This is a genomic window from Litorisediminivivens sp. KMU-197, assembly GCF_056858395.1.
Map to the genome: position 1 here is coordinate 192137 of NZ_JBXEQG010000003.1, position 22224 is coordinate 214360.

21 protein-coding genes are annotated in these 22224 nt (G+C 66.1%); 11 read left to right on the forward strand and 10 right to left on the reverse strand.

The window, feature by feature from the left end; translation table 11 throughout:
* Positions 1–15 precede the first annotated feature (15 nt).
* On the reverse strand, positions 16–933 hold the full coding sequence (locus AC04PT_RS08770) for a sugar ABC transporter substrate-binding protein (protein WP_482873272.1): 918 nt from the start codon (positions 931–933) through the stop codon (positions 16–18).
* A gap of 335 nt (positions 934–1268) precedes the next feature.
* Between AC04PT_RS08770 and hisD the strand changes: the two genes are divergently transcribed.
* Entirely contained in the window at positions 1269–2570 is a 1302-nt protein-coding gene (hisD, locus tag AC04PT_RS08775; RefSeq protein ID WP_482873273.1) for a histidinol dehydrogenase, read from the forward strand.
* A gap of 4 nt (positions 2571–2574) precedes the next feature.
* Positions 2575–2904: an arsenate reductase (glutaredoxin) gene (gene arsC, locus AC04PT_RS08780; protein WP_482873274.1), complete on the forward strand. Its 330-nt coding sequence runs from the start codon at positions 2575–2577 to the stop codon at positions 2902–2904.
* 79 nt (positions 2905–2983) lie between these two features.
* Here the strand turns inward: arsC and AC04PT_RS08785 are convergent, their stop codons facing one another.
* Positions 2984–3907, reverse strand: a complete 924-nt coding sequence (locus AC04PT_RS08785) for an HNH endonuclease (protein ID WP_482873275.1) — start codon at positions 3905–3907, stop codon at positions 2984–2986.
* A 237-nt stretch (positions 3908–4144) separates the two neighbouring features.
* Here AC04PT_RS08785 and AC04PT_RS08790 point away from each other — a divergent pair, with 237 nt between their 5' ends.
* The 3 genes from AC04PT_RS08790 (at position 4145) to AC04PT_RS08800 (ending at position 5540) form a co-directional block, all read left to right on the forward strand.
* Complete coding sequence (locus tag AC04PT_RS08790; protein WP_482873276.1) at positions 4145–4624, forward strand: UPF0262 family protein; 480 nt, start codon at positions 4145–4147, stop codon at positions 4622–4624.
* A gap of 7 nt (positions 4625–4631) precedes the next feature.
* Positions 4632–5093 (forward strand): arsenate-mycothiol transferase ArsC, encoded by a 462-nt coding sequence (locus tag AC04PT_RS08795; RefSeq protein ID WP_482873546.1) that lies wholly within the window; start codon positions 4632–4634, stop codon positions 5091–5093.
* 78 nt (positions 5094–5171) lie between these two features.
* A complete protein-coding gene (locus AC04PT_RS08800; RefSeq protein WP_482873277.1) occupies positions 5172–5540 on the forward strand; it encodes a hypothetical protein in 369 nt (122 codons plus the stop codon).
* A 70-nt stretch (positions 5541–5610) separates the two neighbouring features.
* On the opposite strand, the gene AC04PT_RS08805 is transcribed toward AC04PT_RS08800, so the two are convergent.
* Together AC04PT_RS08805 and proS are read right to left on the reverse strand one after the other, a co-directional pair.
* Positions 5611–6114, reverse strand: coding sequence for a DUF2937 family protein (locus AC04PT_RS08805; protein WP_482873278.1), 504 nt, complete (start codon positions 6112–6114; stop codon positions 5611–5613).
* Positions 6115–6247: 133 nt separating this feature from the next.
* Positions 6248–7588 carry a proline--tRNA ligase gene (gene proS / locus AC04PT_RS08810; protein WP_482873279.1) on the reverse strand — a complete coding sequence of 447 codons (1341 nt, stop codon included), beginning with the start codon at positions 7586–7588 and terminating at the stop codon, positions 6248–6250.
* 226 nt (positions 7589–7814) lie between these two features.
* Here proS and AC04PT_RS08815 point away from each other — a divergent pair, with 226 nt between their 5' ends.
* The 3 genes from AC04PT_RS08815 to AC04PT_RS08825 are packed head-to-tail and all read left to right on the forward strand — an operon-like array spanning position 7815 to position 11763.
* On the forward strand, positions 7815–8873 hold the full coding sequence (locus tag AC04PT_RS08815; protein WP_482873280.1) for an AI-2E family transporter: 1059 nt from the start codon (positions 7815–7817) through the stop codon (positions 8871–8873).
* On the forward strand, positions 8866–9582 hold the full coding sequence (locus AC04PT_RS08820) for a P-loop NTPase family protein (protein ID WP_482873281.1): 717 nt from the start codon (positions 8866–8868) through the stop codon (positions 9580–9582). Before AC04PT_RS08815 ends, AC04PT_RS08820 begins: the two co-directional genes overlap by 8 nt.
* A 6-nt stretch (positions 9583–9588) precedes the next feature.
* Positions 9589–11763, forward strand: a complete 2175-nt coding sequence (locus AC04PT_RS08825; RefSeq protein ID WP_482873282.1) for an RNA degradosome polyphosphate kinase — start codon at positions 9589–9591, stop codon at positions 11761–11763.
* 3 nt (positions 11764–11766) lie between these two features.
* Here AC04PT_RS08825 and AC04PT_RS08830 read toward each other — a convergent pair whose 3' ends face one another.
* Positions 11767–12582, reverse strand: coding sequence for a hypothetical protein (locus tag AC04PT_RS08830; protein WP_482873283.1), 816 nt, complete (start codon positions 12580–12582; stop codon positions 11767–11769).
* Positions 12583–12753: 171 nt separating this feature from the next.
* Here AC04PT_RS08830 and AC04PT_RS08835 point away from each other — a divergent pair, with 171 nt between their 5' ends.
* Complete coding sequence (locus tag AC04PT_RS08835) at positions 12754–14298, forward strand: Ppx/GppA family phosphatase (protein ID WP_482873284.1); 1545 nt, start codon at positions 12754–12756, stop codon at positions 14296–14298.
* Positions 14299–14449: 151 nt separating this feature from the next.
* On the opposite strand, the gene AC04PT_RS08840 is transcribed toward AC04PT_RS08835, so the two are convergent.
* On the reverse strand, positions 14450–17506 hold the full coding sequence (locus AC04PT_RS08840) for a valine--tRNA ligase (RefSeq protein ID WP_482873285.1): 3057 nt from the start codon (positions 17504–17506) through the stop codon (positions 14450–14452).
* Between the two features lie 119 nt (positions 17507–17625).
* Here AC04PT_RS08840 and AC04PT_RS08845 point away from each other — a divergent pair, with 119 nt between their 5' ends.
* Positions 17626–18363 (forward strand): DUF3592 domain-containing protein, encoded by a 738-nt coding sequence (locus AC04PT_RS08845; protein ID WP_482873286.1) that lies wholly within the window; start codon positions 17626–17628, stop codon positions 18361–18363.
* Positions 18364–18432: 69 nt separating this feature from the next.
* Here the strand turns inward: AC04PT_RS08845 and AC04PT_RS08850 are convergent, their stop codons facing one another.
* The 4 genes from AC04PT_RS08850 to AC04PT_RS08865 all read right to left on the reverse strand — a co-directional run bounded on the left by AC04PT_RS08850 (position 18433) and on the right by AC04PT_RS08865 (position 21259).
* Complete coding sequence (locus tag AC04PT_RS08850; RefSeq protein ID WP_482873287.1) at positions 18433–19158, reverse strand: gamma-glutamyl-gamma-aminobutyrate hydrolase family protein; 726 nt, start codon at positions 19156–19158, stop codon at positions 18433–18435.
* Complete coding sequence (locus AC04PT_RS08855; RefSeq protein WP_482873288.1) at positions 19155–20126, reverse strand: amidoligase family protein; 972 nt, start codon at positions 20124–20126, stop codon at positions 19155–19157. Before AC04PT_RS08855 ends, AC04PT_RS08850 begins: the two co-directional genes overlap by 4 nt.
* A 102-nt stretch (positions 20127–20228) precedes the next feature.
* Positions 20229–20552: an AzlD domain-containing protein gene (locus tag AC04PT_RS08860; RefSeq protein WP_482873289.1), complete on the reverse strand. Its 324-nt coding sequence runs from the start codon at positions 20550–20552 to the stop codon at positions 20229–20231.
* A complete protein-coding gene (locus tag AC04PT_RS08865) occupies positions 20549–21259 on the reverse strand; it encodes an AzlC family ABC transporter permease (RefSeq protein WP_482873290.1) in 711 nt (236 codons plus the stop codon). Before AC04PT_RS08865 ends, AC04PT_RS08860 begins: the two co-directional genes overlap by 4 nt.
* Positions 21260–21311: 52 nt before the next feature.
* Between AC04PT_RS08865 and AC04PT_RS08870 the strand changes: the two genes are divergently transcribed.
* The gene (locus AC04PT_RS08870; RefSeq protein ID WP_482873291.1) at positions 21312–22196 is read left to right on the forward strand and encodes a formate dehydrogenase accessory sulfurtransferase FdhD; all 885 of its coding nucleotides are present in this window, start codon (positions 21312–21314) and stop codon (positions 22194–22196) included.
* Positions 22197–22224: the final 28 nt, after the last annotated feature.

Here is a 22224-nt window from a genome sequence, read left to right on the forward strand (position 1 = left end):
AGCAAGTGCATCGGATCAGCGGTTCACGCCGGCCTCAGCCTCGACATTCTCGGCGTTCGACGCATCGACGAAACCGGGGCCCGACGGGATGTTGGCGCCCGGCAGCATGCCTGCGTAGTTGTTGTAGAGGTGCAGCACCATGACCGGCATGAAGCCCTGCAGGTATTGCTGCTGGTCGATGGTGAATGCAGCCTTGCCGTCCTTGATCATGTTGATCACGCCGGGGCTCATGTCGAAACAGGCCAGGTGTACCTCTGCGCCAACTTCCTCAACCGCGTCATAGGCCGCTTCGCAGACGTGCGGGCCAACCGCCAGCAGTCCGTCGATCTCGGGATCGGCCTGCAACGCCGCGGCGGTGCGGGTCTTGATCTGCGCCGGGTCGTTCGACACGTCGATCTGGTTCAGTTCGGCCCCCATGGCGTCAAAATAGCCGGTGCAGCGGTCGACCAGTGCGGTGTTGAAGGCCTCTTGGTTGAGGCAGAGTCCCTTGGTCACGCCTTCCGCCTTGGCCCGTTGACCGGCGGCGAAGCCCGCGTCCTTCTCGGGCTGGCCGACGTGCATCAGCGCGCCGACGTCCTTGGACGATTCGAGACCGGAATTCATGGTGATCACCGGGATCCCCGAATCGACTGCCGCCTTGATCGCGCCGCCAAGCGCGTCGGCATCGGGCAGCGAGGTGATAATGCCGTCCGGCTGCGTCGCCGCCGCGGATTCGATCAGCTTGGCCATGCCGGCCATGTCGCCGGAGGGGTCGTAGTTGTATTCGATCGTGGCGCCGATCGCCTCGCCAGCGTCCTTGGCGCCTTTCTCGACCACCGGCCAGAACGGGTCGGTGCCCTGGCTGTGGGTGATGACGACATAGCGTTCGTCCTGTGCCAGCGCAGGTAGCGCTACCATCGACGCGGCAGCGGCGGCGATCAGGGTTTTCTTCATGGTTGGTCCTCCCGTTGGTAATTGCGGACCCCCTGTCTTGGCGCGTCAGCCAAGATGCTGCTGGCCACGGCCCTTGTCCCGGGCGCTTGTGACGCGACACACCAGCAGAGGTATCCTACTTGTCGTCCGTCCTCCTCCCAGACTCCGGACAGTTGATTTGTTACGCAAAACAATAACTCAGGCAAGGTTTAATGGCCGCGCGCCCTGTTCACCCCGCGCCAACCTGTGACGACCGGGCGCTGCCGGTCCGAAGGGCGCCTGCCCGGGGTGCGCGCCGCTTGAGCCTTCCGGCCCGGCGGTCTATGTCTGCGCGCGTGTCTGCAGGAGCCCGCCCCATGCCCGTCTTTCTCTCGACCCAGGATGAAGGTTTCGACGCGGCCTTCGGCGCGCTGCTGACCGCGAAGCGTGAAGACAGCCCCGACGTCGACGACACCGTCGCGGCAATCATCGCCGCGGTGCGTGCGCGGGGGGACGACGCGGTCATCGAGCTGACCGAACGCTTCGACCGCATGGCGCTGACCGCCGACCGCCTCGCCTTTTCATCCGACGAGATCGAACAGCACTGCGCCGAGGTCGGTGCCGCCGAGCGCACGGCGCTGGAAACCGCGGCCGAACGCATCCGCGCCTACCACGTCCGCCAGATCCCCGATGACCAGCGCTGGACCGATCCCGAAGGCGCGACGCTGGGCTGGCGCTGGACGCCGGTATCGGCGGCGGGGCTCTACGTGCCCGGCGGTCTGGCGTCCTACCCGTCGTCGGTGCTGATGAACGCGATCCCGGCCAAGGTGGCAGGCGTCGGCCGGCTGGCGATCTGCGTGCCGACGCCCGACGGCGTGGTGAACCCTCTGGTGCTCTATGCCGCCCGGCTGGCCGGTGTCGACGAGGTCTACCGCATCGGCGGCGCGCAGGCCATCGCCGCGCTGGCCTACGGCACCGACACCATCGCGCCCGTCGACAAGATCACCGGTCCCGGCAATGCCTTCGTCGCCGCCGCCAAGCGCCGCGTCTTCGGCAAGGTCGGCATCGACATGATCGCCGGCCCGTCCGAGATCCTCGTGATCGCCGACGCCGACAACGACCCTGACTGGATCGCCCTCGACCTGATGAGCCAGGCGGAACACGACGAAAGCGCGCAATCGCTGCTGATCACCACAGACGCCGCGTTCGGCCGCGCCGTGGCAGAGGCCGTGGACAAGCGCCTTGAAACCCTCGACCGCCGCGCAATTGCCGGTGCCAGCTGGCGCGATTTCGGCGCTGTCATCACGGTGCGCGACCTCGACGAGGCGGCGGCGCTGTCCGACCGCATCGCGCCGGAACACCTTGAGCTTTGCGTCGCCGATCCCGAGGCGCTGTCGGACAAGATCACCCACGCCGGCGCCATCTTCCTCGGTCAATGGACGCCCGAGGCCATCGGCGATTACGTCGGCGGCCCCAACCACGTGCTGCCCACCGCACGCTCGGCGCGGTTCTCGTCGGGCCTATCGGTGCTGGATTTCATGAAGCGGACCACGATTTCGCAGCTCACCCCCGATGCCCTTCGCGCCTGCGGCCCGGCGGCCGAGGTGCTGGCGAAGTCGGAAAGCCTTGAAGCGCACGGGCTGTCGGTCACGGCCCGGCTGCGCAAGCTGAACGGATGACGCCATGGCCGTGGTGATCTTTCACAACCCAAGATGCTCGAAATCCCGCCAGACGCTGCAGCTGATCCGCGATGCAGGGCAGGAGCCCACGTTGGTGAAGTACCTCGATGCGGGCTGGACCAAACCGCAGTTGCAAGCGCTGTTCGCGGTGGCGGGCCTCACCGCCCGCGAGGCATTGCGCGCGAAGCAGGACAAGGTCGACCCCGCGGCTGACGAGGCCACGATCCTCGACGCCATGGTCGCCCACCCGGAGCTGGTCGAACGCCCGCTGGTCTGCTCGCGCAAAGGCGTCCGCATCTGCCGCCCGCCGGAGGCGGTGATGGACCTGCTCTAAGCGAAGCAGGCCACTGACAAAATGTGCGAGGGCACCTGTTACAGGCCCGGTCGCTCAGCCAGTGGCGTATGCGTCGAGGCTACTGCCAGGGAGCCGGGCCGTCGCTAAGCGTCTGTCCAAAGATGTTCTCGCGATGCCATTGCAGATTGGCCGGGTGCGGCGCGTCCCTGGGGTCGTCGGGCTTCAGCAACTTGCCATCCGACGGCAGCAAGCGGCAAATGACATCTTGCGGCACCTTGTTGTGCGAAACCAGGATCGTCTCGTGATCTTCCGCGACCGAAATCAAGCCCCTGTCAAACATCCAATGCAGCGTGCCTGACAAAGCGAGTCCGTTGCGGACTGAATCACTGCCCTGGCTTTCGACCGGCCTGATATGTGCTGCCTGCACCTCGGGCCGGCCACCGCCGTTACGCAGCATCAACCCGGACATGGCGCAGCGATACCCATAGGCTTCCCGAACTTTTCGGCGGAATGCTACGTCTCGGTAGGGTCGCCGGGTCAGACGCTCGATCACCGGCCTCTCGAAGACGACCGCGCCTTCGGACAACTGCATCGACTGCGGCGCATAGCGTCGCTCCTCGATTTGCTCCAGGTCGTGCGGCAGGCCGAGGTTGACGATCCGGGCGAAGTCCGCGTCCGGCAAGCGCCGCACCGCCAGTTGCACCGTCCCACCTGACTTCGGCGTGCCATCCGGATTGGTGAGAGAGCTTTCCAGCGGGCTGCCATCGATCAGTCGCGGTACGTTACGATCAAAGGGCAGGAAACTTCTTGGTTCGATCAGGGCTAAGAAACGCCCCTCGGCGCCCGGTTTCTGGATCACGCTCGCGATCTTGGCGACGGCAAAGTATCCGCGAGGTCCTGCTTTGACAGGCTCGTAGTAGACGGCCCAATCGCCCACAGCCTCCTCGACCGCTTTCAGGTAGGTTCGGGGGAAATCGTAACAATCTTCAGGAACATCCTCGTATATCGAGTCAGCCCTGTGAAGAAGAACAATCTTAACCATGCGGCCCAGGAAAACAGTCACGTGCAGGAAGGCAAGCGCTTTTCCCTGCGGAATGAGGCGTTCTCGGAACGCTGGTCAGGTTCAAGCACCCGGACCATGACCCGACCCTGCCTGGTTGCCTCTCCCTCTGCGGTAGGATGGGTGCTCAGCACCCATCCTACGGTCCGAAAGCACCGATTGCCGACCGCTGCGCGATCCGCTAGCAACGTCACGACCATACCCGCGAGGCCCCGCCCCATGAGCCGCATCATCGAGATTGACCTGGACGACGCCAACCTGCCGGCGCCGACGCCGGAGGTCGAGCAGGAGCGCAAGGTGGCGATGTTCGACCTGATGGAAGAGAACTCCTTCTCGCTGCCGCTGCGCGACGATCGCGCGGTGCCGCCCGGACCTTACCGGCTGGGCCTGTCGATCCGCGAAAAGCGGCTGGTGTTCGACGTCGCCACCGAAGACCACCAGAAGGCGGCCGAATTCCACCTGTCGCTCAGTCCGTTCCGGCAGGTGGTCAAGGATTACTTCCAGATCTGCAAAAGCTACTTTGACGCCGTCAAATCCCTGCCCGCCAGCCAGATCGAGACCATCGACATGGCCCGGCGCGGCATCCACAACGAAGGCGCGCGCATCCTGCAGGAACGGCTTGAAGGCAAGGCCGAGGTCGATGCCGATACCGCGCGACGGCTGTTCACGCTGATCTGCGTGCTGCATTTCGGGGCCTGACCGCGTGGTGCGCGCCCTGCCGCAATCGGTGCTGTTCTGCTGCGATCATAATGCCGTCCGCTCTCCCATGGCCGAGGGCATCATGAAGAAATTCTATGGCCACCAGACCTATGTACAGTCGGTGGGCGTTCACAACGACCTCGAGATCGACGGCTTCGCCATCGCCGTCTGTCAGGAAATCGGTGTCGAGCTTGACCGCCACCGGTCACGCTCCTTCGACGAGATGGAGCAATTGGGCGAGGCGCTGTCGTCCTTCGACATGGTGGTTGCCCTGTCGCCCGCCAGCCAGCACCGCGCAATGGAATTGACCCGGTTCTTCCATCTTACCGTCGAGCACTGGCCGATCCTCGACCCCACCGGACAGGGTGAGACCCGCGAGGCCAAGCTCGCCGCCTATCGCATGACCCGCGACCAGATCGTGAGCCAGCTGGTCGATCACTGGGGGCCGCGGCGCAACGGGGCCGGCTGAGGCCCTCGTTCGGCCGGATTGCGCCAAAGGCCGCCGATGTGATTTTGAAACCGGCCCGGGCGCGCCTATATTAGCGGCATGATGCGCAAGATCCTCACCGTCTCCGCCCTGATCCTCGCCCTGCCGCTATCCGCGCAGGAGACCGAGGAGGACGAGGGTTTCAACCTGATGGAAGAGGGCGCCCGGATGTTCTTTGAGGGCTTGATGGGCGAGATGGAGCCTGCCCTCCGCGAGCTTGAAGGTCTGGCCGAAGGCATCGAGCCACGGCTGCGCGATTTCGTTCGTGAAATGGGGCCGGCGATGCGCGATCTGATGGCCGAGGTCGAGGATTGGAGCGCCTATCACCCGCCTGAAATCCTGCCCAACGGTGACATCATCATTCGCCGCAAGACCCCGCAGGAAATGCTCGATGCGCCGCAGGAGACACCGGAAGAAGTCGAGCTTTAGCGACGCAAATGTTTCGCGCGCGAAACATTTCTGCTTTTTAACAACGGGTTAAAGGCATGTCCGTTGCATCCTACCCTTGGCCGTAGGAACGCCGTCGTGCCGGCATACGCAGGATCGACAGCATCGCGCCCAGCATGAACATCCCGGCCAGGAAACCGACCCCGGCAAAGACGGCACCTTCGAAGGTGACCGGTATGGCAGGTTTGTAGGCCTGCCAGGCGCGCTCGGCAATCTCGCGGTCCGTCAGGTGCGCGATGCGCAGGGCGCGGGTGAAGGGACCGGCGCCTTCGATCGCGGCCAGATCGACCGAGAGCCGGGCATGGCGGGCGACAGTCCGCGCCATGGTGGCGGAGCGCTGGCGTCCCATGGCGCTGCCTTCGGCCAGATCGTCGAGCGCCTGTTGCCGGCTCAGGCCAAGTTCGGCGGCGTCGGCATCGAAGTCGGCGACGACGCGCGACAGTTCGTCCACCGCACCGCCCAGCCGCTGGGCGTATTGCTGAGAGAACTCGGGAAACTGCGACAGGCTCGCCGCGCCGATGAGACCGCCAGCGAGCGACAGGACTTTCGCGACCATGGCCATTCCGTTTGCTGCTCGGGGGCAGGGTAACGCGGGGCGGGCAGAGGGATCAAGCCGGGAGCGCTGGGTGCATGGCGATCGACCGGACCGAGTGGCGCGGTCGCATCGGCCGCGGCCCGCCGCGACGTGCTCAGAGCACCCCGTCGTAGATGGCCGAGATGCGCTTGACCGCCTCTTCCGGCGGCAGCTCCTCGCTCTCGCCCGTCCGGCGCGAGGTCAGTTCGACCACGCCGTTCTTCAGCCCGCGCGGACCCACGGTAATCCGCCACGGCAGCCCGATCAGGTCCATGGTGGCGAATTTCGCCCCGGCCCGGTCCTTCCGGTCGTCGTAGAGCGGATCGAGCCCCAGCGCCTTGAGCGAGGCGTAGAGCGCGTCGCAGGCCGCGTCCGCCTCGGCGTCGCCCTGCTTGAGGTTGACGATGCCGCAGTGGAAGGGTGTCACGCCCTCGGGCCAGATGATGCCTTTGTCGTCGTGGCTGGCCTCGATGATCGCGCCCAAGAGCCGCGACACCCCGATCCCGTGGCTGCCCATGTGCACCGACACCTTGTTGCCGGCGTCGTCGGTGACGGTGGCGCCCATCGGCTCGGAATACTTGGTGCCGAAATAGAAAATCTGGCCGACCTCGATGCCGCGCGCCTGACGGCGGCGGTCCTCGGGCACCTTGGCAAACTCGGCCTCGTCATGGGTTTCGTCGGTGCGGGCGTAGCGCGAGGTGAATTCCTCCAGCACCGCGCGGCAGGCATCATGGCTGTCGTAGTCGATCTCGCGGTTGCCGAAACGCAGGTCGGTGATCGCGCTGTCGTAGAACACCTCGGATTCGCCGGTGTCGGCCAGCACCAGAAACTCGTGCGTGTCGTCGCCGCCGATGGGGCCACTGTCGGCGCGCATCGGGATCGCCTGCAGGCCCATGCGTTCATAGGTGCGCAGGTAGCTGACAAGATGGCGGTTGTAGGCGTGCAGCGCGTCTTCCTTGGTGAGGTCGAAATTGTAGCCGTCCTTCATCAGGAACTCGCGGCCGCGCATCACGCCGAAGCGCGGGCGGATCTCGTCACGGAACTTCCACTGGATGTGGTAGAGCGTCAGCGGCAGGTCCTTGTAGCTGCCGACGTGGCTGCGGAAGATGTCGGTGATCAGCTCCTCGTTGGTGGGGCCATAGAGCATGTCGCGGTCCTGCCGGTCGCGGATGCGCAGCATTTCCGGGCCGTAGGCGTCGTAGCGCCCGCTTTCGCGCCAGAGGTCGGCCGATTGCAGGGTGGGCATCAGCAGCGGGATGTGTCCGGCGCGGGCCTGTTCCTCGTGCACGATCTGCTCGATCCGGCGCAGCACCTTGTAGCCCAGCGGCAGCCACGAATAGATCCCCGCCGAGGCCTGCTTGATCATCCCCGCCCGCAACATCAGCCGGTGCGAGACGATCTGCGCCTCCGAGGGGGTTTCTTTCAGCACGGGCAGGAAATAGCGGGACAGGCGCATGTCAGGGGAACCTTTGGACATTCCGGGTTGCCCGCGGTTTTGCGGTATGGGGCGGGGGATGGCAAGAGGCGGGCTATGCAAACGCCGCGCCTTGCGTCACGCAGGACGGTTGGTGGGCACCCAACCTTGCCCGCCCTAGCAGTCCGATTGCCTGTCGTCGGATCGTCCCGCTCTTGCAACGACAGCCGTGACAGGCGATGTATCTGCAAAGGCAGAGGGCACGCGCATGGCGCTTCCGGTAGGGCAACAGTTGAAATTTTGGGGGATCGTGGCGCTCGTGCTGGTCGTGGCGCTGTGGTTCCTGGGCGATGTGCTGATGCCGTTCATCCTTGGCGCGGCGGTGGCCTATCTGCTTGATCCGGTGGCCGACCGGCTGGAGCGGCTGGGGCTGTCGCGGGTCGCCTCGGTGGCGCTGATCACCGTCTTCGCGCTGCTGGTCTTCGTGGTGCTGGCGCTGCTTGTCGTGCCGACGCTGGTGAAACAGGCCGCCGACCTGGTGGCGATCGCGCCGGAATTGTTCAACAATCTCCGCGACTTCCTTGTGGCCCGCTTCCCCGACCTTGTCGAGGCCGAGTCGGTGCTGCGCAAGTCGCTGTCCTCGGCAGGGACCAAGGTGCAGGAATATGGCGGCGCCCTGTTCGAGACGCTGCTGACCTCTTTCGCCTCGATCTTCAACGTGGTGCTGCTGTTCGTGATCGTTCCGGTGGTGTCGGTCTACCTGCTGCTCGACTGGGACCGGATGGTGGCCCGCATCGACGCGCTGCTGCCGCGTGACCATGTCCGCACCATCCGCCAGATCGCCCGCGACATCGACGAGGCGCTGGCCAGCTTCATCCGCGGCATGGGCACGGTCTGCCTGATCCTCGGCACCTATTACGCGGTGGCGCTGATGCTGGCGGGGCTGCAATTCGGGTTGATCGTGGGCTTCATCGCGGGGCTGATCACCTTCATCCCCTATGTCGGCGCGCTGGTCGGCGGCGCGCTGGCGGTGGGTCTGGCGCTGTTCCAGTTTTGGGGCGACTGGTTGCAAATTGCCATCGTGGCCCTAATATTCGTTGTGGGTCAGGTGATTGAGGGCAATTTTCTCACACCGAAATTGGTCGGGGATTCGGTTGGCCTCCACCCCGTCTGGTTGCTGCTTGCGTTGAGTGTTTTTGGTTCTCTGTTCGGGTTTGTCGGCATGCTGGTTGCCGTGCCTGTCGCCGCCGCACTGGGGGTGATCGCACGGTTCGCCACGCGGCAGTATCTGGACAGCATGCTCTATCGCGGATTGTCCGATGACTGAGCAGTCGAGCCGCGGAATGTGGATGATGACGGAGCAGTTGAGATTCGACCTGCCGGTGCGCCCGGCGCTGGGACGCGAGGACTTCTATGTCTCGCCCACCAATGCCGTCGCGCTTGCGATGCTGGATGCCTGGCATGACTGGCCGAACCGCAAACTCGTCCTGAAGGGCCCCAAGGGCAGCGGCAAGACCCACCTCGCGCATGTCTGGGCCGAGATGTCGGGCGCGCGGATCGTGCGCGCGGCGGACCTGCCGGGGGTGAGCGTCGCCGAACTGGCGCAGGGTTCGCTTGTCATCGAGGATGCCGAGGAGGCTGCCGGCAACGCCGATGCCGAGGCGCACATGTTCCACCTGCACAACCTCGTGCTGTCAGAGGGTCATGCGCTGCTGGTGACCGCGATGGACGAGCCTGCCCGCTGGAACCTCGACCTGCCGGACCTGCGCAGCCGGATGGAAGGCACGCAGCTGGTGGCCCTGAGCGAGCCGGACGACGAGTTGCTTGGCGCGGTGCTGAGCAAGCTGTTCGCCGACCGCCAGCTCAGCCCCAGCACCGACGTGGTGCCCTATCTGGTGCGCCATGCGCCACGGTCCTTTGGCGCGGCGCAGGAGATCGTGGCTTGGCTGGACGACCGGGCGCTGCGCACCGGCAAGCCGATGAGCCGGGTGATGGCGCAGCGGGCGCTTGCGGCCCTGGCCGAGCCCGGCGACTGAGCGGGAATGTCGCAGGCCGATTTCCTCCACTCGGGTTTCGCCGCCGCGGTGGCGCTGGACGATCTGGACCTGACCGGGCCGGGCCGTTTCTTCAACCGTGAGCTCAGCTGGCTGGGCTTCAACTGGCGGGTGCTGGAAGAGGCCGGCAACCCGCGTGTGCCGCTGTTGGAACGGGTGCGGTTCCTCGCGATTTCTGCGGCCAACCTCGACGAGTTCTTCACCGTCCGCGTCGCCGGGTTGCGCGAGCTTGAGAAAAAGGGCCATGCCACCCCTGCCTCGGACGGGCTGAGCCCTGCCGAGCAACTGAAGCTGATCCGCGAAGACGCCCGCCGGCTGATGGCCTCGCAGCAGGAAACATGGGCGGCGCTGCGTCGCGAGATGGAGACCCAGGGCATCGAGATCGTCGACCGCGTCGATCTGAAGCTTTCGGACAAGCAGCATCTGGACGACGTGTTCCTGCGGCAGGTGTTTCCGATCCTGTCGCCGCTGGCGATCGACCCGGCGCATCCGTTCCCGTTCATCCCCAACACCGGCTACAGCCTTGCGCTGGAACTGGAGAAGGAAAAGGACGGCAGCGTCCTGCAGGCCCTGCTGCCGATCCCGCACCAGACCGACCGGTTCGTGCGGCTGCCCTCGGCGGAGGGCAAGCACCGCTTCCTGCCGCTGGAACAACTGCTGCTTCTTCACACCGAGAGCCTGTTCCCCGGCTACCGTCTGCGGGCGCATTTCCTGTTCCGGGTGCTGCGCGACAGCGATCTCGAGGTCGAGGACGAGGCCGAGGATCTGGTGCGGGAATTCGAGGTTGCGCTGAAGCGCCGACGCCGGGGAGAGGTGGTGCGCCTGACCTTTTCGCGCGGCGCGCCAGAGCGGCTGCTGGCGGTGGTCAAACGCGAGTTGCATGTCCGGCAGGAAGAGATGATCGAGCTTGACGGCATGCTGGGCGTCGCCGACCTGAAAGAGCTGGTGCTGGAAAGCCGCCCCGATCTGCTCTGGCCCAACTTCACGCCGCGCGTGCCCGAGCGGGTGCAGGACCACGACGGCGACATGTTTGCCGCGATCCGCCAGAAGGACATGCTGCTGCACCACCCCTATGAGACCTTCGACATGGTGGTGCGCTTCCTGCAACAGGCCGCGCGCGACCCGCAGGTGGTGGCGATCAAGCAGACGCTTTACCGGACCTCGAAACGCTCGCCCATCGTCGAGGCGCTGTGCGAAGCGGCGGAGGACGGCAAATCCGTCACCGCGCTGGTCGAGTTGAAGGCGCGTTTCGACGAGGCCGCCAATATTCGCCAGTCACGGCGGTTGGAACGGGCGGGGGCGCATGTGGTCTATGGCTTCCTCGAATGGAAGACCCATGCCAAGGTCTCGACCGTGGTGCGGCGCGAGGGCAACGAACTGGTGACTTATACCCACTACGGCACCGGCAACTATCACCCCATAACGGCGCGGATCTACACCGACCTCAGCTTCTTTACCTGCGATCACGGGCTGGGCATCGACGCCACCAAGGTGTTCAACTACGTCTCGGGCTATGCCCGCCCGCACGACCTGAAGAACATCTCGATCAGCCCGCACGACATGAAACGCGACCTGCTGGCAATGATCGAGGCCGAGGCCACCCATGCCCGCGAGGGCCGCCCGGCGGCGATCTGGGCCAAGATGAACTCGATCATCGAGCCCGACGTGATCGACGCGCTGTACGCGGCCAGCCAGGCGGGGGTGAAGATCAGCCTTGTGATCCGGGGCATCTGTGGGCTGCGCCCCGGCGTGAAGGGGCTGAGCGAGAACATCCGCGTGAAATCGATCATCGGGCGGTTCCTGGAGCATTCGCGGATCGTCTGCTTCGGCAACGGCGGCGGGCTGCCGTCCGACAAGGCGCGGGTGTTCTTCTCCTCAGCCGACTGGATGGGCCGCAACCTGAACCGGCGGATCGAAACGCTGGTCGAGGCACGCAATCCCACGGTGAAGGCGCAGATCACCGAGCAGATCATGGCCGCCAATCTTGCCGATGTGGCGCAGAGCTGGGTGATGGGACCGGACGGCAAGTTCCGCCGGGCGGAGATTGCCGAGGGCGAGTTTGCCTTCAGTTGCCACAGGTTCTTCATGGAGAACCCGTCGCTGTCCGGGCGCGGGTCCGCCGGGGCCGAGGACGTGCCCAAACTGGCGCACGCGGCCGAGTAGCGCTCAGGCCGCCGTGACCCGCAGCACCGCGTCCGCCCGCTGCGGCCGGGTGGCATGGCCGCGCAGGACCGAGAACCTGACGGTGCCGGGCTGCGCGAGCTTGTCATCAGGCAGCTGGACGGTGATCTTCCGCCCGTCCTCGTCCAGCGTGACCGGTTGCACCGTGTCGTCGACCAGCACCACATCGCTGGTCAGGAACCGTCCGGTCAGCACCGCCGCATGATCCGTGGTGCCTGACGTCACCGTCTTGGGATCGGCCAGTTGCACCGCCAGCACCACGTCCTCTTCCAGCTTGTCGTCGCGGCGCGCGTCCTGATTGGTGCGGAACAGGGTGTCGAAGACCTCTTGCAGCTTGTCGGTCGCCTGTTTCGAGAACATGCCCGTCAGCCCGGCCATGCCGGCGAAGCCGAAGGGATTGACGTAATCCTGCGGATCGGTGCCGTTGCCGGCCCCCGAGGGGATCGACATGAACCCACCGCGCAGCAGCAGGTAGACCAGCACCGCCAGACCGATGCCGATCGGGATCCGCAGGATGTACCACCAGCCCCACGAGGCGACGAACTTGCCGTTGCCGACGTAGCTGGCAAAGGAGGTGGCTATGTGGATCGAAGCGCCGATGCCGCCACCCGCGGCCACGATCAGGAGCATCCGCGCCTCGAACGGCAGGTTGCGGCAGGTTTCACAATCAAGCCAGCCGGGCAGCGGGCCGGTGCCCGCCGTGGGGTCACTGTCCAGCGGCCAGACCCAGACCAACAGAAGCGAGAAATAGATCAGCGCCCCGAAGGTCAGCAGCCCGAGGATAGCCTGCAAATATCTCATGGTGCAATTCCAGATCGAAATTCACGCATAAGTATAGCAGATCCGCGCCATCGCGTCATGACCGACGCGAGACCGCACCACAACCGCAATTGTCGGATACCTTTCGCCACGGCCTCGGTTGACCCCGGCGCCCGCGGGTTGGCATAACCCTGAAAAACCTCGGGGATGGACATGGACGGCACCACCGACGCCAGGGAGCAGGATCACGGGCCGTTCGGACGGGCGCTGTTCGACGATCCCAGCGCACGCAAGCTGGCGCGGGTGGGGGTGGTCGACATCGGATCGAACTCGGTCCGGCTGGTGGTGTTCGACGGCGCGGCGCGCTCGCCGGCCTATTTCTACAACGAAAAGGTGATGTGCGCGCTGGGCGCGGGCATGTCCGAGACCGGCAAGCTGAACCCCGAGGGCCGCAAGCGGGCGCTGTCGGCGCTCAAACGGTTCCAGTACCTGGCGCGCGGAATGGACCTGCCGCCGCTGACCGCGGTGGCCACGGCTGCGGTGCGCGACGCCACCGACGGGGCCGAATTCTGCCATCAGGTCGAACGCGAGACCGGCCTGCGGATCCATGTTATCGACGGCGAGGAAGAGGCCCGCCTGTCGGCGCAGGGAGTGCTGCTGGGCTGGCCCGGATCCTACGGGCTGGTCTGCGACATCGGCGGCTCGTCGATGGAACTGGCCGAGATCAACGACGGCAAGGTCGGCCGGCGCGTGACCTCGCCTCTGGGGCCGTTCAAGCTGGCCGAGATCGAAGGCGGCGCCAAGGGGCGCAAGGCGCATATCAAGGCTGTGATCGAGGATCTGCACGCGCGGATGGGCACCCAGTCGAACCGGCTGTTCCTGGTGGGCGGGTCATGGCGGGCCATCGCGCGCATCGACATGGAGCGCCGCGGCTATCCGCTGCACGTGCTGCACGAATACCGGATGAGCACCAGCGCGGTGCGCGAGACCGCGAAATTCATCGCCGAGCAGGACCTCGAGGGGCTGCGCAAGCGGTGCAGCCTGTCGTCGTCGCGGATGGCGCTGGTGCCCTATGCCATCGAGGTGCTGAAGCGGCTGGTGCAGAGCTTCCGGCCCAAGGACATCGCGATCTCCAGCTACGGCATTCGCGAGGGCATGCTCTATCAGCAGATGCCGCAGCAATTGCGTGACCGCGACCCGCTGATCGAGGCCTGCCTGTTTGCCGAGGCCAAGGACGCGCGCATGCCGGGCTTCGGGCGTGATCTCTATGAATTCATCCTGCCGGTGTTCCGCAACGTGCGCCCGGTGAAGCTGCGGCTGGTGCAGGCGGCCTGCCTGTTGCACGACGTCAGCTGGCGGGCGCATCCCGACTATCGCGCCGAGACCTGTTTCGACAATGCCACCCGTGCCAACCTTGGCGGGCTGAAACACTGGGAGCGGGTGTTCCTCGGGTTGGCGCTGCTGCACCGCTATCGCAACAGCCGGTCGGGCACGCGGTTCGAGGAACTGTTCGGCCTGCTGGACGAGACCCACCAGCGCGAGGCCGAGATCCTCGGCAAGGCGATGCGCTTCGGGGCGATGCTGTGGATGTCCGAAGGTGGCCACATCGGCGAGTTGGGCTGGCGGCCGAAGAAGAAGCAGCTTGTACTGCGGCTGAGCGACGGCGCCTGGCCGCTGTATGGCGAGGTGGCCGAAGCCCGGCTGATGTCGCTGGCGGCCTCGCTGGGGGCCACGGTCGACGTCAAGCTGGTCGGCTGAAGCGCGCGTTTTCAGATTGAGTGCTTCCGCACACTCATTTTGAGGCAAGCGGAGAGGTGACGTGCCGGGGTGGGCGGGGCGCTGTCTGGCGGCGGAGGGTGTGAGGGGCCAGCCCCTCACACTCCCCGGAGTTTACGGGCAAGATAAAGGATCAGAGTTCTGACAGGCGCGCGAGGGCGTCTTTCAGCTTGGTCTCTTCCTCCTCGCGGGCTTCGAGGTTGGCACGGGTCTCCGCCACCACCTCTTCCGGTGCGCTTTCGGCGAACTTGGGGTTGTTCAGCCGACCGCGCAGCCCGCCCAGTTCTTTCGCCAGCTTGCCGAGGGTCTTTTCCAGCCGCGCCTTTTCGGCGTCGACGTCGATGATCTCGGCCAGCGGCAGGCCGAAGGTGGCGCCTGACACGGGCAGGGTCGCGGTGCCCTTGGGGAAGGCGTCGGTCTCGGTCAGGCTGTCGATGCGGGCGAGGCGCTTGATCAGGGTTTCGTTGCGGTCCCATGCGGCGCGGGCCTCCGGGTCCATCCCGGTAACCAGCATCGGCACGTGCAGACCGGCCGGAACGTGCATCTGGGCGCGGACCGAGCGGGTGGTCTCGATCACCTGGATCACCCAGTTCATCTCGCGGTCGGCGGCGCTGTCGACGAGGCGCGAGTCGTAGTCGGGCCAGTCGGCGTGCACCAGCAGGGTGTCGCGCGAGGCCAGGGTGCCCCAGAGCTCTTCGGTGATGAAGGGCATGATCGGGTGCAGCAGGATCAGGCACTGGTCGATGACCCAGCCCATGACCTGTCGTGTCTCGGCCTTGGTGGCCTCGTCGCCGTCGAGCAGGAGCGGCTTGGAGAATTCCACGTACCAGTCGCAGACCTTGCCCCAGGTGAAGGCATAGAGCGCCTGCGCGGCGTCGTTGAAGCGGTACTCGGCCAGCGCCTGATCGACGGTTTCGCGGACGCGGGCGGTTTCGCCGATGATCCACGTGTTGACCGGGTAGGTGGCGGCCGGGATGGTCCCGTCCGAGCCCACGGCGCCGTTCATCTCGGCGAAGCGGGCGGCGTTCCACAGCTTGGTGCCGAAGTTGCGGTAACCGGCGATGCGCTGCATGTCAAGCTTCAGCACCCCGCCGAGCGAGGCCATGGCGGCATTGGTGAAGCGCAGCGCGTCGGCGCCGTACTCGTCGATGATCTCGAGCGGGTCGACCACGTTGCCGGTGGATTTCGACATCTTCTTGCCCTTGGCGTCGCGGACGAGGCCATGCAGGTAGACGGTGTCGAAGGGCACCTGATCGACGACGGCCAGCTGCATCATCATCATCCGCGCGACCCAGAAGAACAGGATGTCCTGCCCGGTGACGAGGGTGGAGGTGGGGAAGTATTTCTTCAGCGCCTCGGTGTCCTCGGGCCAGCCCAGCGTGCCGATCGGCCACAGCCCGGACGAGAACCAGGTGTCCAGAACATCGGGATCGCGAAACACCGGGATCGCCTGCGGGCGGTGGCGCTGGTCGACTCCGGTGATGTCGGGATCGGTGCGGATGGTTTCGGCCAGCAGGTCGATGGCGGCCTTTTCGTCCTCGACCATCAGGAACTCGGCATCGTCGCCGAAGACCGCGTGCATCTGCGCCAGTGCCTCTTCCTCGGTGGTGGCGCAGAACGAGCGCCATTCCGATCCCATGCCCGGCGTGTGCCAGACCGGGATCTGGTGGCCCCACCAGAGCTGGCGCGAGATGCACCAAGGTTCGATGTTCTCGAGCCAATGGTAATAGGTCTTCTCACCCGATTCCGGCATGATCTTCACGGTGCCGTCGCGGACCGCGTCCAGCGCCGGCCCGACGATCTTGGCGGTGTCGACGAACCATTGGTCGGTCAGCATCGGTTCGATCACCACTTTCGAGCGGTCGCCGAAGGGCTGCATGATCGGCTTCGATTCAACGAAGGGGATGTGGGCCGGGCTTGAGCCCGGCTCTTCTTCCGCGGGTGCCGGGCTCAAGCCCGGCCTACCGGCATCCGTGTGTTGCGCGGGGGCCATCACCGCCAGCCCTTCGTCGGTGATCTGCTGCACCACCCGTTTGCGGGCCTCGAACCGGTCTAGCCCGCGCAGGTCGTCGGGGACGAGGTTGAGCGCGTCGGCCTCGGATTCGTTCAGGGTGCGGTCACCGGTGGCGGCCTCGACGGCGGTCTCCGAGGCCTCTGCGTAAGGGGCGCCGTCATCACGCATGCGCCCGCGGGTGTCCATCAGCCGGTACATCGGGATGCCGCCGCGCTTGGCCACCTGGTAGTCGTTGAAGTCATGCGCGCCGGTGATCTTGACCGCGCCGGAGCCGAAGTCGGGATCGGGGTATTCGTCGGTGATGATCGGGATCAGCCGGCGGTGCTCTTTCGGGCCCACCGGGATTTCGCAGAGCTTGCCGACAATCGGCGCATAGCGCTCGTCCGAGGGATGCACCGCGACCGCGCCGTCGCCCAGCATCGTCTCGGGCCGGGTGGTGGCGATCGAGATATAGTCGCGGGTCTCGCGCAGGGTGACGTTGCCGTCCTCGTCCTTCTCGACGTATTCGTAGGTTTCGCCACCCGCGAGAGGGTACTTGAAATGCCACATGTGGCCCGGGGTTTCGATGTTCTCGACCTCAAGGTCCGAGATCGCGGTTTCGAAATGCGGATCCCAGTTGACCAGCCGCTTGCCGCGGTAGATCAGGCCCTTGTTGTACATCTCGACGAAGACGCGGATCACCGCGTCGTGGAAGTTGCCCTCTTCGCCGGCAGGTGCGTTCGGTGCGCCCGACATGGTGAACGCCGCGCGGTCCCAGTCGCAGGAGGCGCCGAGGCGCTTCAACTGCTGGAAGATGGTGCCGCCCGACTGCGCCTTCCATTTCCAGATCTCGGCGGTAAAGGCATCCCGATCCCAGTCGCGGCGCGGCGGTTTGCCGTCCTCGGCCAGCTTGCGTTCGACGACCATCTGCGTGGCGATGCCGGCGTGATCGGTGCCGGGCTGCCACAGCGTGTCATAGCCCTGCATGCGCTTCCAGCGGATCAGGATGTCCTGCAGCGTGTTGTTAAAGGCATGGCCCATGTGCAGCACGCCGGTGACGTTGGGCGGCGGGATCATGATCGAATAGGTCTCGGGGCGCGAGGCATTGGCACCGGCCCGGAACGCGCCTGCCGCTTCCCATGTCGCGTAGATGCGCTCTTCCGAGGCCTTTGCGTCGAATGTCTTGTCCAGTGCCATGGGCTGCGTCCCGCTTGTCTTTCCTGCGTCCGGCAAGGGTCTAGCGAATGTGGCGGGCAAGGGGAAGCAGGTATGGCATCGGGCTTGATCGACAGGGCAAGGGTGGTGATGATGGGCCCATGGCAAAGGTGGCTGGCGACGATCCGGTGCCGTTCTGGCGGCTGTTCCTGCGGATGGGCGGGTGGCTTCCCTTTGTCTTTGCGCTGGCACTGGGGTTGCTGACCTTCATCGCGTCGCATCAGGTGGGACTGGCCGAGCGGTTCGACAGCGAGGGCCGGGAGGCCCGTGCCACGGTGCGCGACAAGTATTTCACCGAACAAACCGACAGCGACGGCGACCGGACAGTGACCTATTACCTCGATCTTGCCTTCGTGACCGACGCGGGCGAGGGAATCGCGCTGGCGCGGTCGGTGAACAACAGCCTCTACAACAGGGCGCAGGTGGGCAGCGAACTGCCGATCTGGTATCTCGAGAGCGAGCCCGAGAGAACCGAGGTCACCCGAGGATCGCACCGCAGCGGGTCGCGGGTGGCGCAGGTCATCGGGCTGGTCTTCGGGCTGCTGATGCTCGGCTCTGGCTGGTATGCCGGTTATTGGGCGGTGGCTGCGGTGCGGGCGCGAAGATACGGCGCGCGCGAGCCGGCCAAGGTGACCGGGCTGAAACGCACCTCTTTCGAGGTGAACAACAAGCCGCGCTACCGACTGATGTGGGAAGAGGCCAGCGGACGTGAGGGCGAGAGCCTGATGTACCGCCGCAAAGACCTCGAGCAGATCGCGCCGGGGACCGAGATCGAGGTTTATCAGGGGCTCAAGCGGGCGTGGTGGTCCGGCGATGTCGGGCATCGGGATCAGGCGTAGAGAGCAGATGGCCGCGAACTTCGGGTGACGTTCGGTCTGGACCGGGCCCGGAGCGAGGCCCTGCAGCCGTCAATCGGTGACCGGTTCGACCTCGCGTCTGACGTCCTCGATCTGGGCGCGGTGGTCGTGTCTTGCCCGCGCCGCCGTTACCAGCGCGCGGAAGATCGCCCGCTGGCGGCGGGCGTAGAACAGGTGCTCCGGATGCCACTGCACGCCCAGTGCAAAGGGGTCCGAGACGCGCTCGATCGCCTGCACCATGCCGCCCTGATCGCGGGCGGCGACCCGCAGGCCACGGCCCAGCACGTCCACGGCCTGCGAATGCAGCGCGTTGATCTGCATCGGTTTCACGCCGGAAAGACCCGCCAGCCGGGTGCCCCGGCAGATCGACACCCGTTTGCGCGGCAGGATCGTGTAGACCCGCCGCGAGGCCGTATAGACCCCATAGGCGTCCTGGTGCAGCGTGCCGCCAAGCGCCACGTTCAGCATCTGCGACCCGCGGCAGATGCCCAGCACCGGCTTGTCATGGGCAAAGGCCTCGTCCACCAGCCGCCGTTCCAGCGCGTCGCGGTCGGGGTCGAGCCGGGCCGAGGTGACAATCTTGCCGCCGTAAAGATCGGGCGAGATGTCGTCGCCGCCGCCGATGATGATACCGTCGACCGAGCTGATATCGGCGTCGCGCCCGGCCACCCAGCGTACCGCCCGGCCGCCCGCCATCCAGACGTTCAGCGCCACCAGCGGAAAGATCCGCCAGCCGGAGCGGCGCGATGTGGTCACCCCGATCAGTGGCGTCGTCATGCCAGCGGCTCCCGGGTGAGACCGGCGCCCAGCAGGATATCCCCGGCCCGCTGCGCCCAGCTGTGGCGCAACAGGGTCATGCCCTCGTGGGCCTGCCGCCAGGCCTTGGCCATGCCGCGCATCAGGTCGGGGTTGCCTGCCACCGTCTCGACCAGCACCCAGCGGTCCCATTCGCGCGGCAAGGACCAGCCGGGTTCGTCGATGCGGCTGTCGGGCAGCCGGAAATGGAAGGTTGGCCGGCTGTTCACCGGGTCGGGGAAAACCCGTGACAGGTGTGTCGGCGCCAGGTGCCCGAAGATCGGCAGCATGTCGAGCCCGCGATTGCGGGTCGGGTTGTGCGCCACGTAGAGGTCGATCAGCGCGGCCAGCGCGGCATCGTCAGGTAAATCCAGCAGGGCGCGCACGAAGCCGGTCGGATAGGGCTGGGTGAAGGGCAGCAGGCGGCGGGTGTCGTCGATCGGCCCGGCGTCGCGCAGCCAGTCCTCGAGCAGCGCATAGGCGGTCAGCGGCGCGCGGATGTCGGCGATGGCGTCCGACACGATCTCGATGTTGAAATGCACGCCGAACCCGAAGAACACCCCCGCCGAACTGCCGCGCGCGCCGGCCTGACGCAGGGCGGGCGTCAGGGCCGACAGCCGCGCCAGCCCCGCGTGATCCAGCGGGTCGGAGACGATCTCGACCGGGATCACCTCGCGCCCGAGCGCCAACGCGGCGTCACGCAACTGGCTCTTGGCGGACAGGCGCAGCGAGGTGTCGAGGTAGATTTCAAGCGACCCGATGCTGCTGTCGCGCAGGAACCACGCCGGTTCGGCGCCGGGTTCCAGCCGGCCGCCCAGCACCTCGCGGGCCACCTCTGCCACGGCCTGTTCCGACAGGCCGCCCAGTTCGATCTCGACCCCGATCATGCGCGTTCGGCCATCGGCGGTCTCAGGACGCGGGAGCGGGGCGAAGGGGGGGACGTCGGTCATGGGGCATGAGTTTAGGGCCGGCGCGGAAAAAGGAAACGCGCGTCGTCACAGGGGTTGCGGATTTTCGACCACCGCGCCCTGTCTGCCGGTCGGGCGCCGGAGCTAGAGCAGGAACAGGCTCAGGTAGAGCGCCGCCGCACCGCCGAAGATCGCCGCCAGTACGTTGCGGGTGACAAGACCGACCGCCAGTGTCGTCACCGCCGCGATCAGCCGCGCGGCATCGGGCTCGCCCCCGGTCGCGGCGGGCCAGACCACCAGCGGCGCCACGAGCCCCGGCAGGATGGCCACGGCGGTATAGCGCAGGTGCCGCAGCACCCAGGGCGGCAGGTCGCGGTCGCCGACCAGCCCGGTGAAGCTGAAGCGCAGAAGGAAGCTGCCGAGGCCCAGCCCGACGATCACCACCCAGATTTCCCATGTCTCGATCATGCGCGTCGCTTCTCGATCTGGCGTTCCGCCTCGGCCCCGGCCATCATGCCGGCGACCCCCGCGACCAGCAGGCCAAGGTTGTAGGGCAGGAAGGCGAAGACCAGCGCCGTCACCACCGAGACCACGGCCGCGATCACATGCGCGGGCGTCCGCAGGGCCGGCGCGATCATCGCGAGGAAGGTGATCGGCAGCGCGAAGTCGAGCGCCATCCAGTCGGGCACGCTGTCGCCCAGCATCGCGCCGGCGACCGTCGCCGCCCACCACGGCGGTGCCACCGCCAGCGACACACCGAAGAAATAGGCGACGCGGTTGGGCAGCGGCATCTGCGGTTCACGTTCGTATTGCAGGGTGGCGCTGGCAAAGGTCTGGTCGAGCGTGAAATAGGCGATCAGCCCGCGTTGCCACAGCGGTGCCCCGCCCAGATAGGGCGTCAGCCCGGCGGAATACATCGCCATTCGTAGGTTTACCGCCAGCGCCGAGACCAGCACAATCAGTGTTGGCACGTTCTCGACCATGAGTTGCAGCGCGGTGAACTGCGCCGCGCCCGCGATCACCACGATCGAGAAGCTCAGCGTTTCGACCACGTTCAGCCCGGCTTCGGCTGCGACCACGCCAAACAGCGCACCGAAGGGCACGATGACGACGAAAAAGGGAAAGGCGTGCCGAACGCCGCGCCAGAAATCGCGTTTGGGGGTGGAGGGTGGCATGGCTTCATCCTAGGTTCGGCTCAGCCCTACTAGGACAGCACAGGAGACGCAATTGGCCCCGACCGACGATGCCGCGCCTTATCTGATCGCCCCCGATCCGGCAGCCCCCCGGCTGACCCGGACGGTCGAGGGCGTCGACCACGACGGCCGGCGGCAGGAAATTTCGGTAGTCGAGGAACGGCCGCTGACGATCTTCCTCAACAGCCGCGAGATCGTCACCGCGATGACCATCGGCGATTACCCGGAATACCTGGCGCTGGGCTTCCTGCTGAACCAGGGCATGCTGCAGGCCGATGACGACGTGACCGGCGTCGACTATGACGACGATCTGGACGTGGTGGTCGTGCGGACCGCGCGTGAAACCAGCCACGAGGAGAAGCTGAAGAAGAAGACCCGTACCAGCGGATGCGCCGTGGGCACTGTCTTCGGCGACATGATGGAGGGGCTGGAGGGGCTGACCCTGCCGCAGGCGGAACTGCGGTCAAGCTGGCTTTATGCGCTGGCGCACCGCATCAACGTGACGCCCTCGCTCTACCTTCAGGCCGGGGCGATTCACGGCACCGTCCTGTGCCAGCGGGACCGGCCGCTGGTCTACATGGAGGATGTGGGCCGCCACAACGCCGTCGACAAGATCGCCGGCTGGATGTTCCGCGAAGCGGTGGGGGCGGAGGACAAGATCCTCTACACCACCGGGCGGCTGACCTCGGAAATGGTGATAAAGACGGCACTGATGGGGATACCCGTGCTGGCCTCGCGCTCGGGTTTCACCGCATGGGGGGTGGAGATCGCCCGGCAGGTCGGGCTGACGCTAATCGGCCGAATGCGCGGCAAGCGGTTCATCTGCCTGTCGGGGGAGGACCGCATCACGTGGGACGCGGACCCTTCGGCGGTGCCGGAGGAAAAGGGCAAGCACAGGCGCAAGGGGGCGGATACGTGAGCGGGAAAAATCGTCAACGATTTTTACA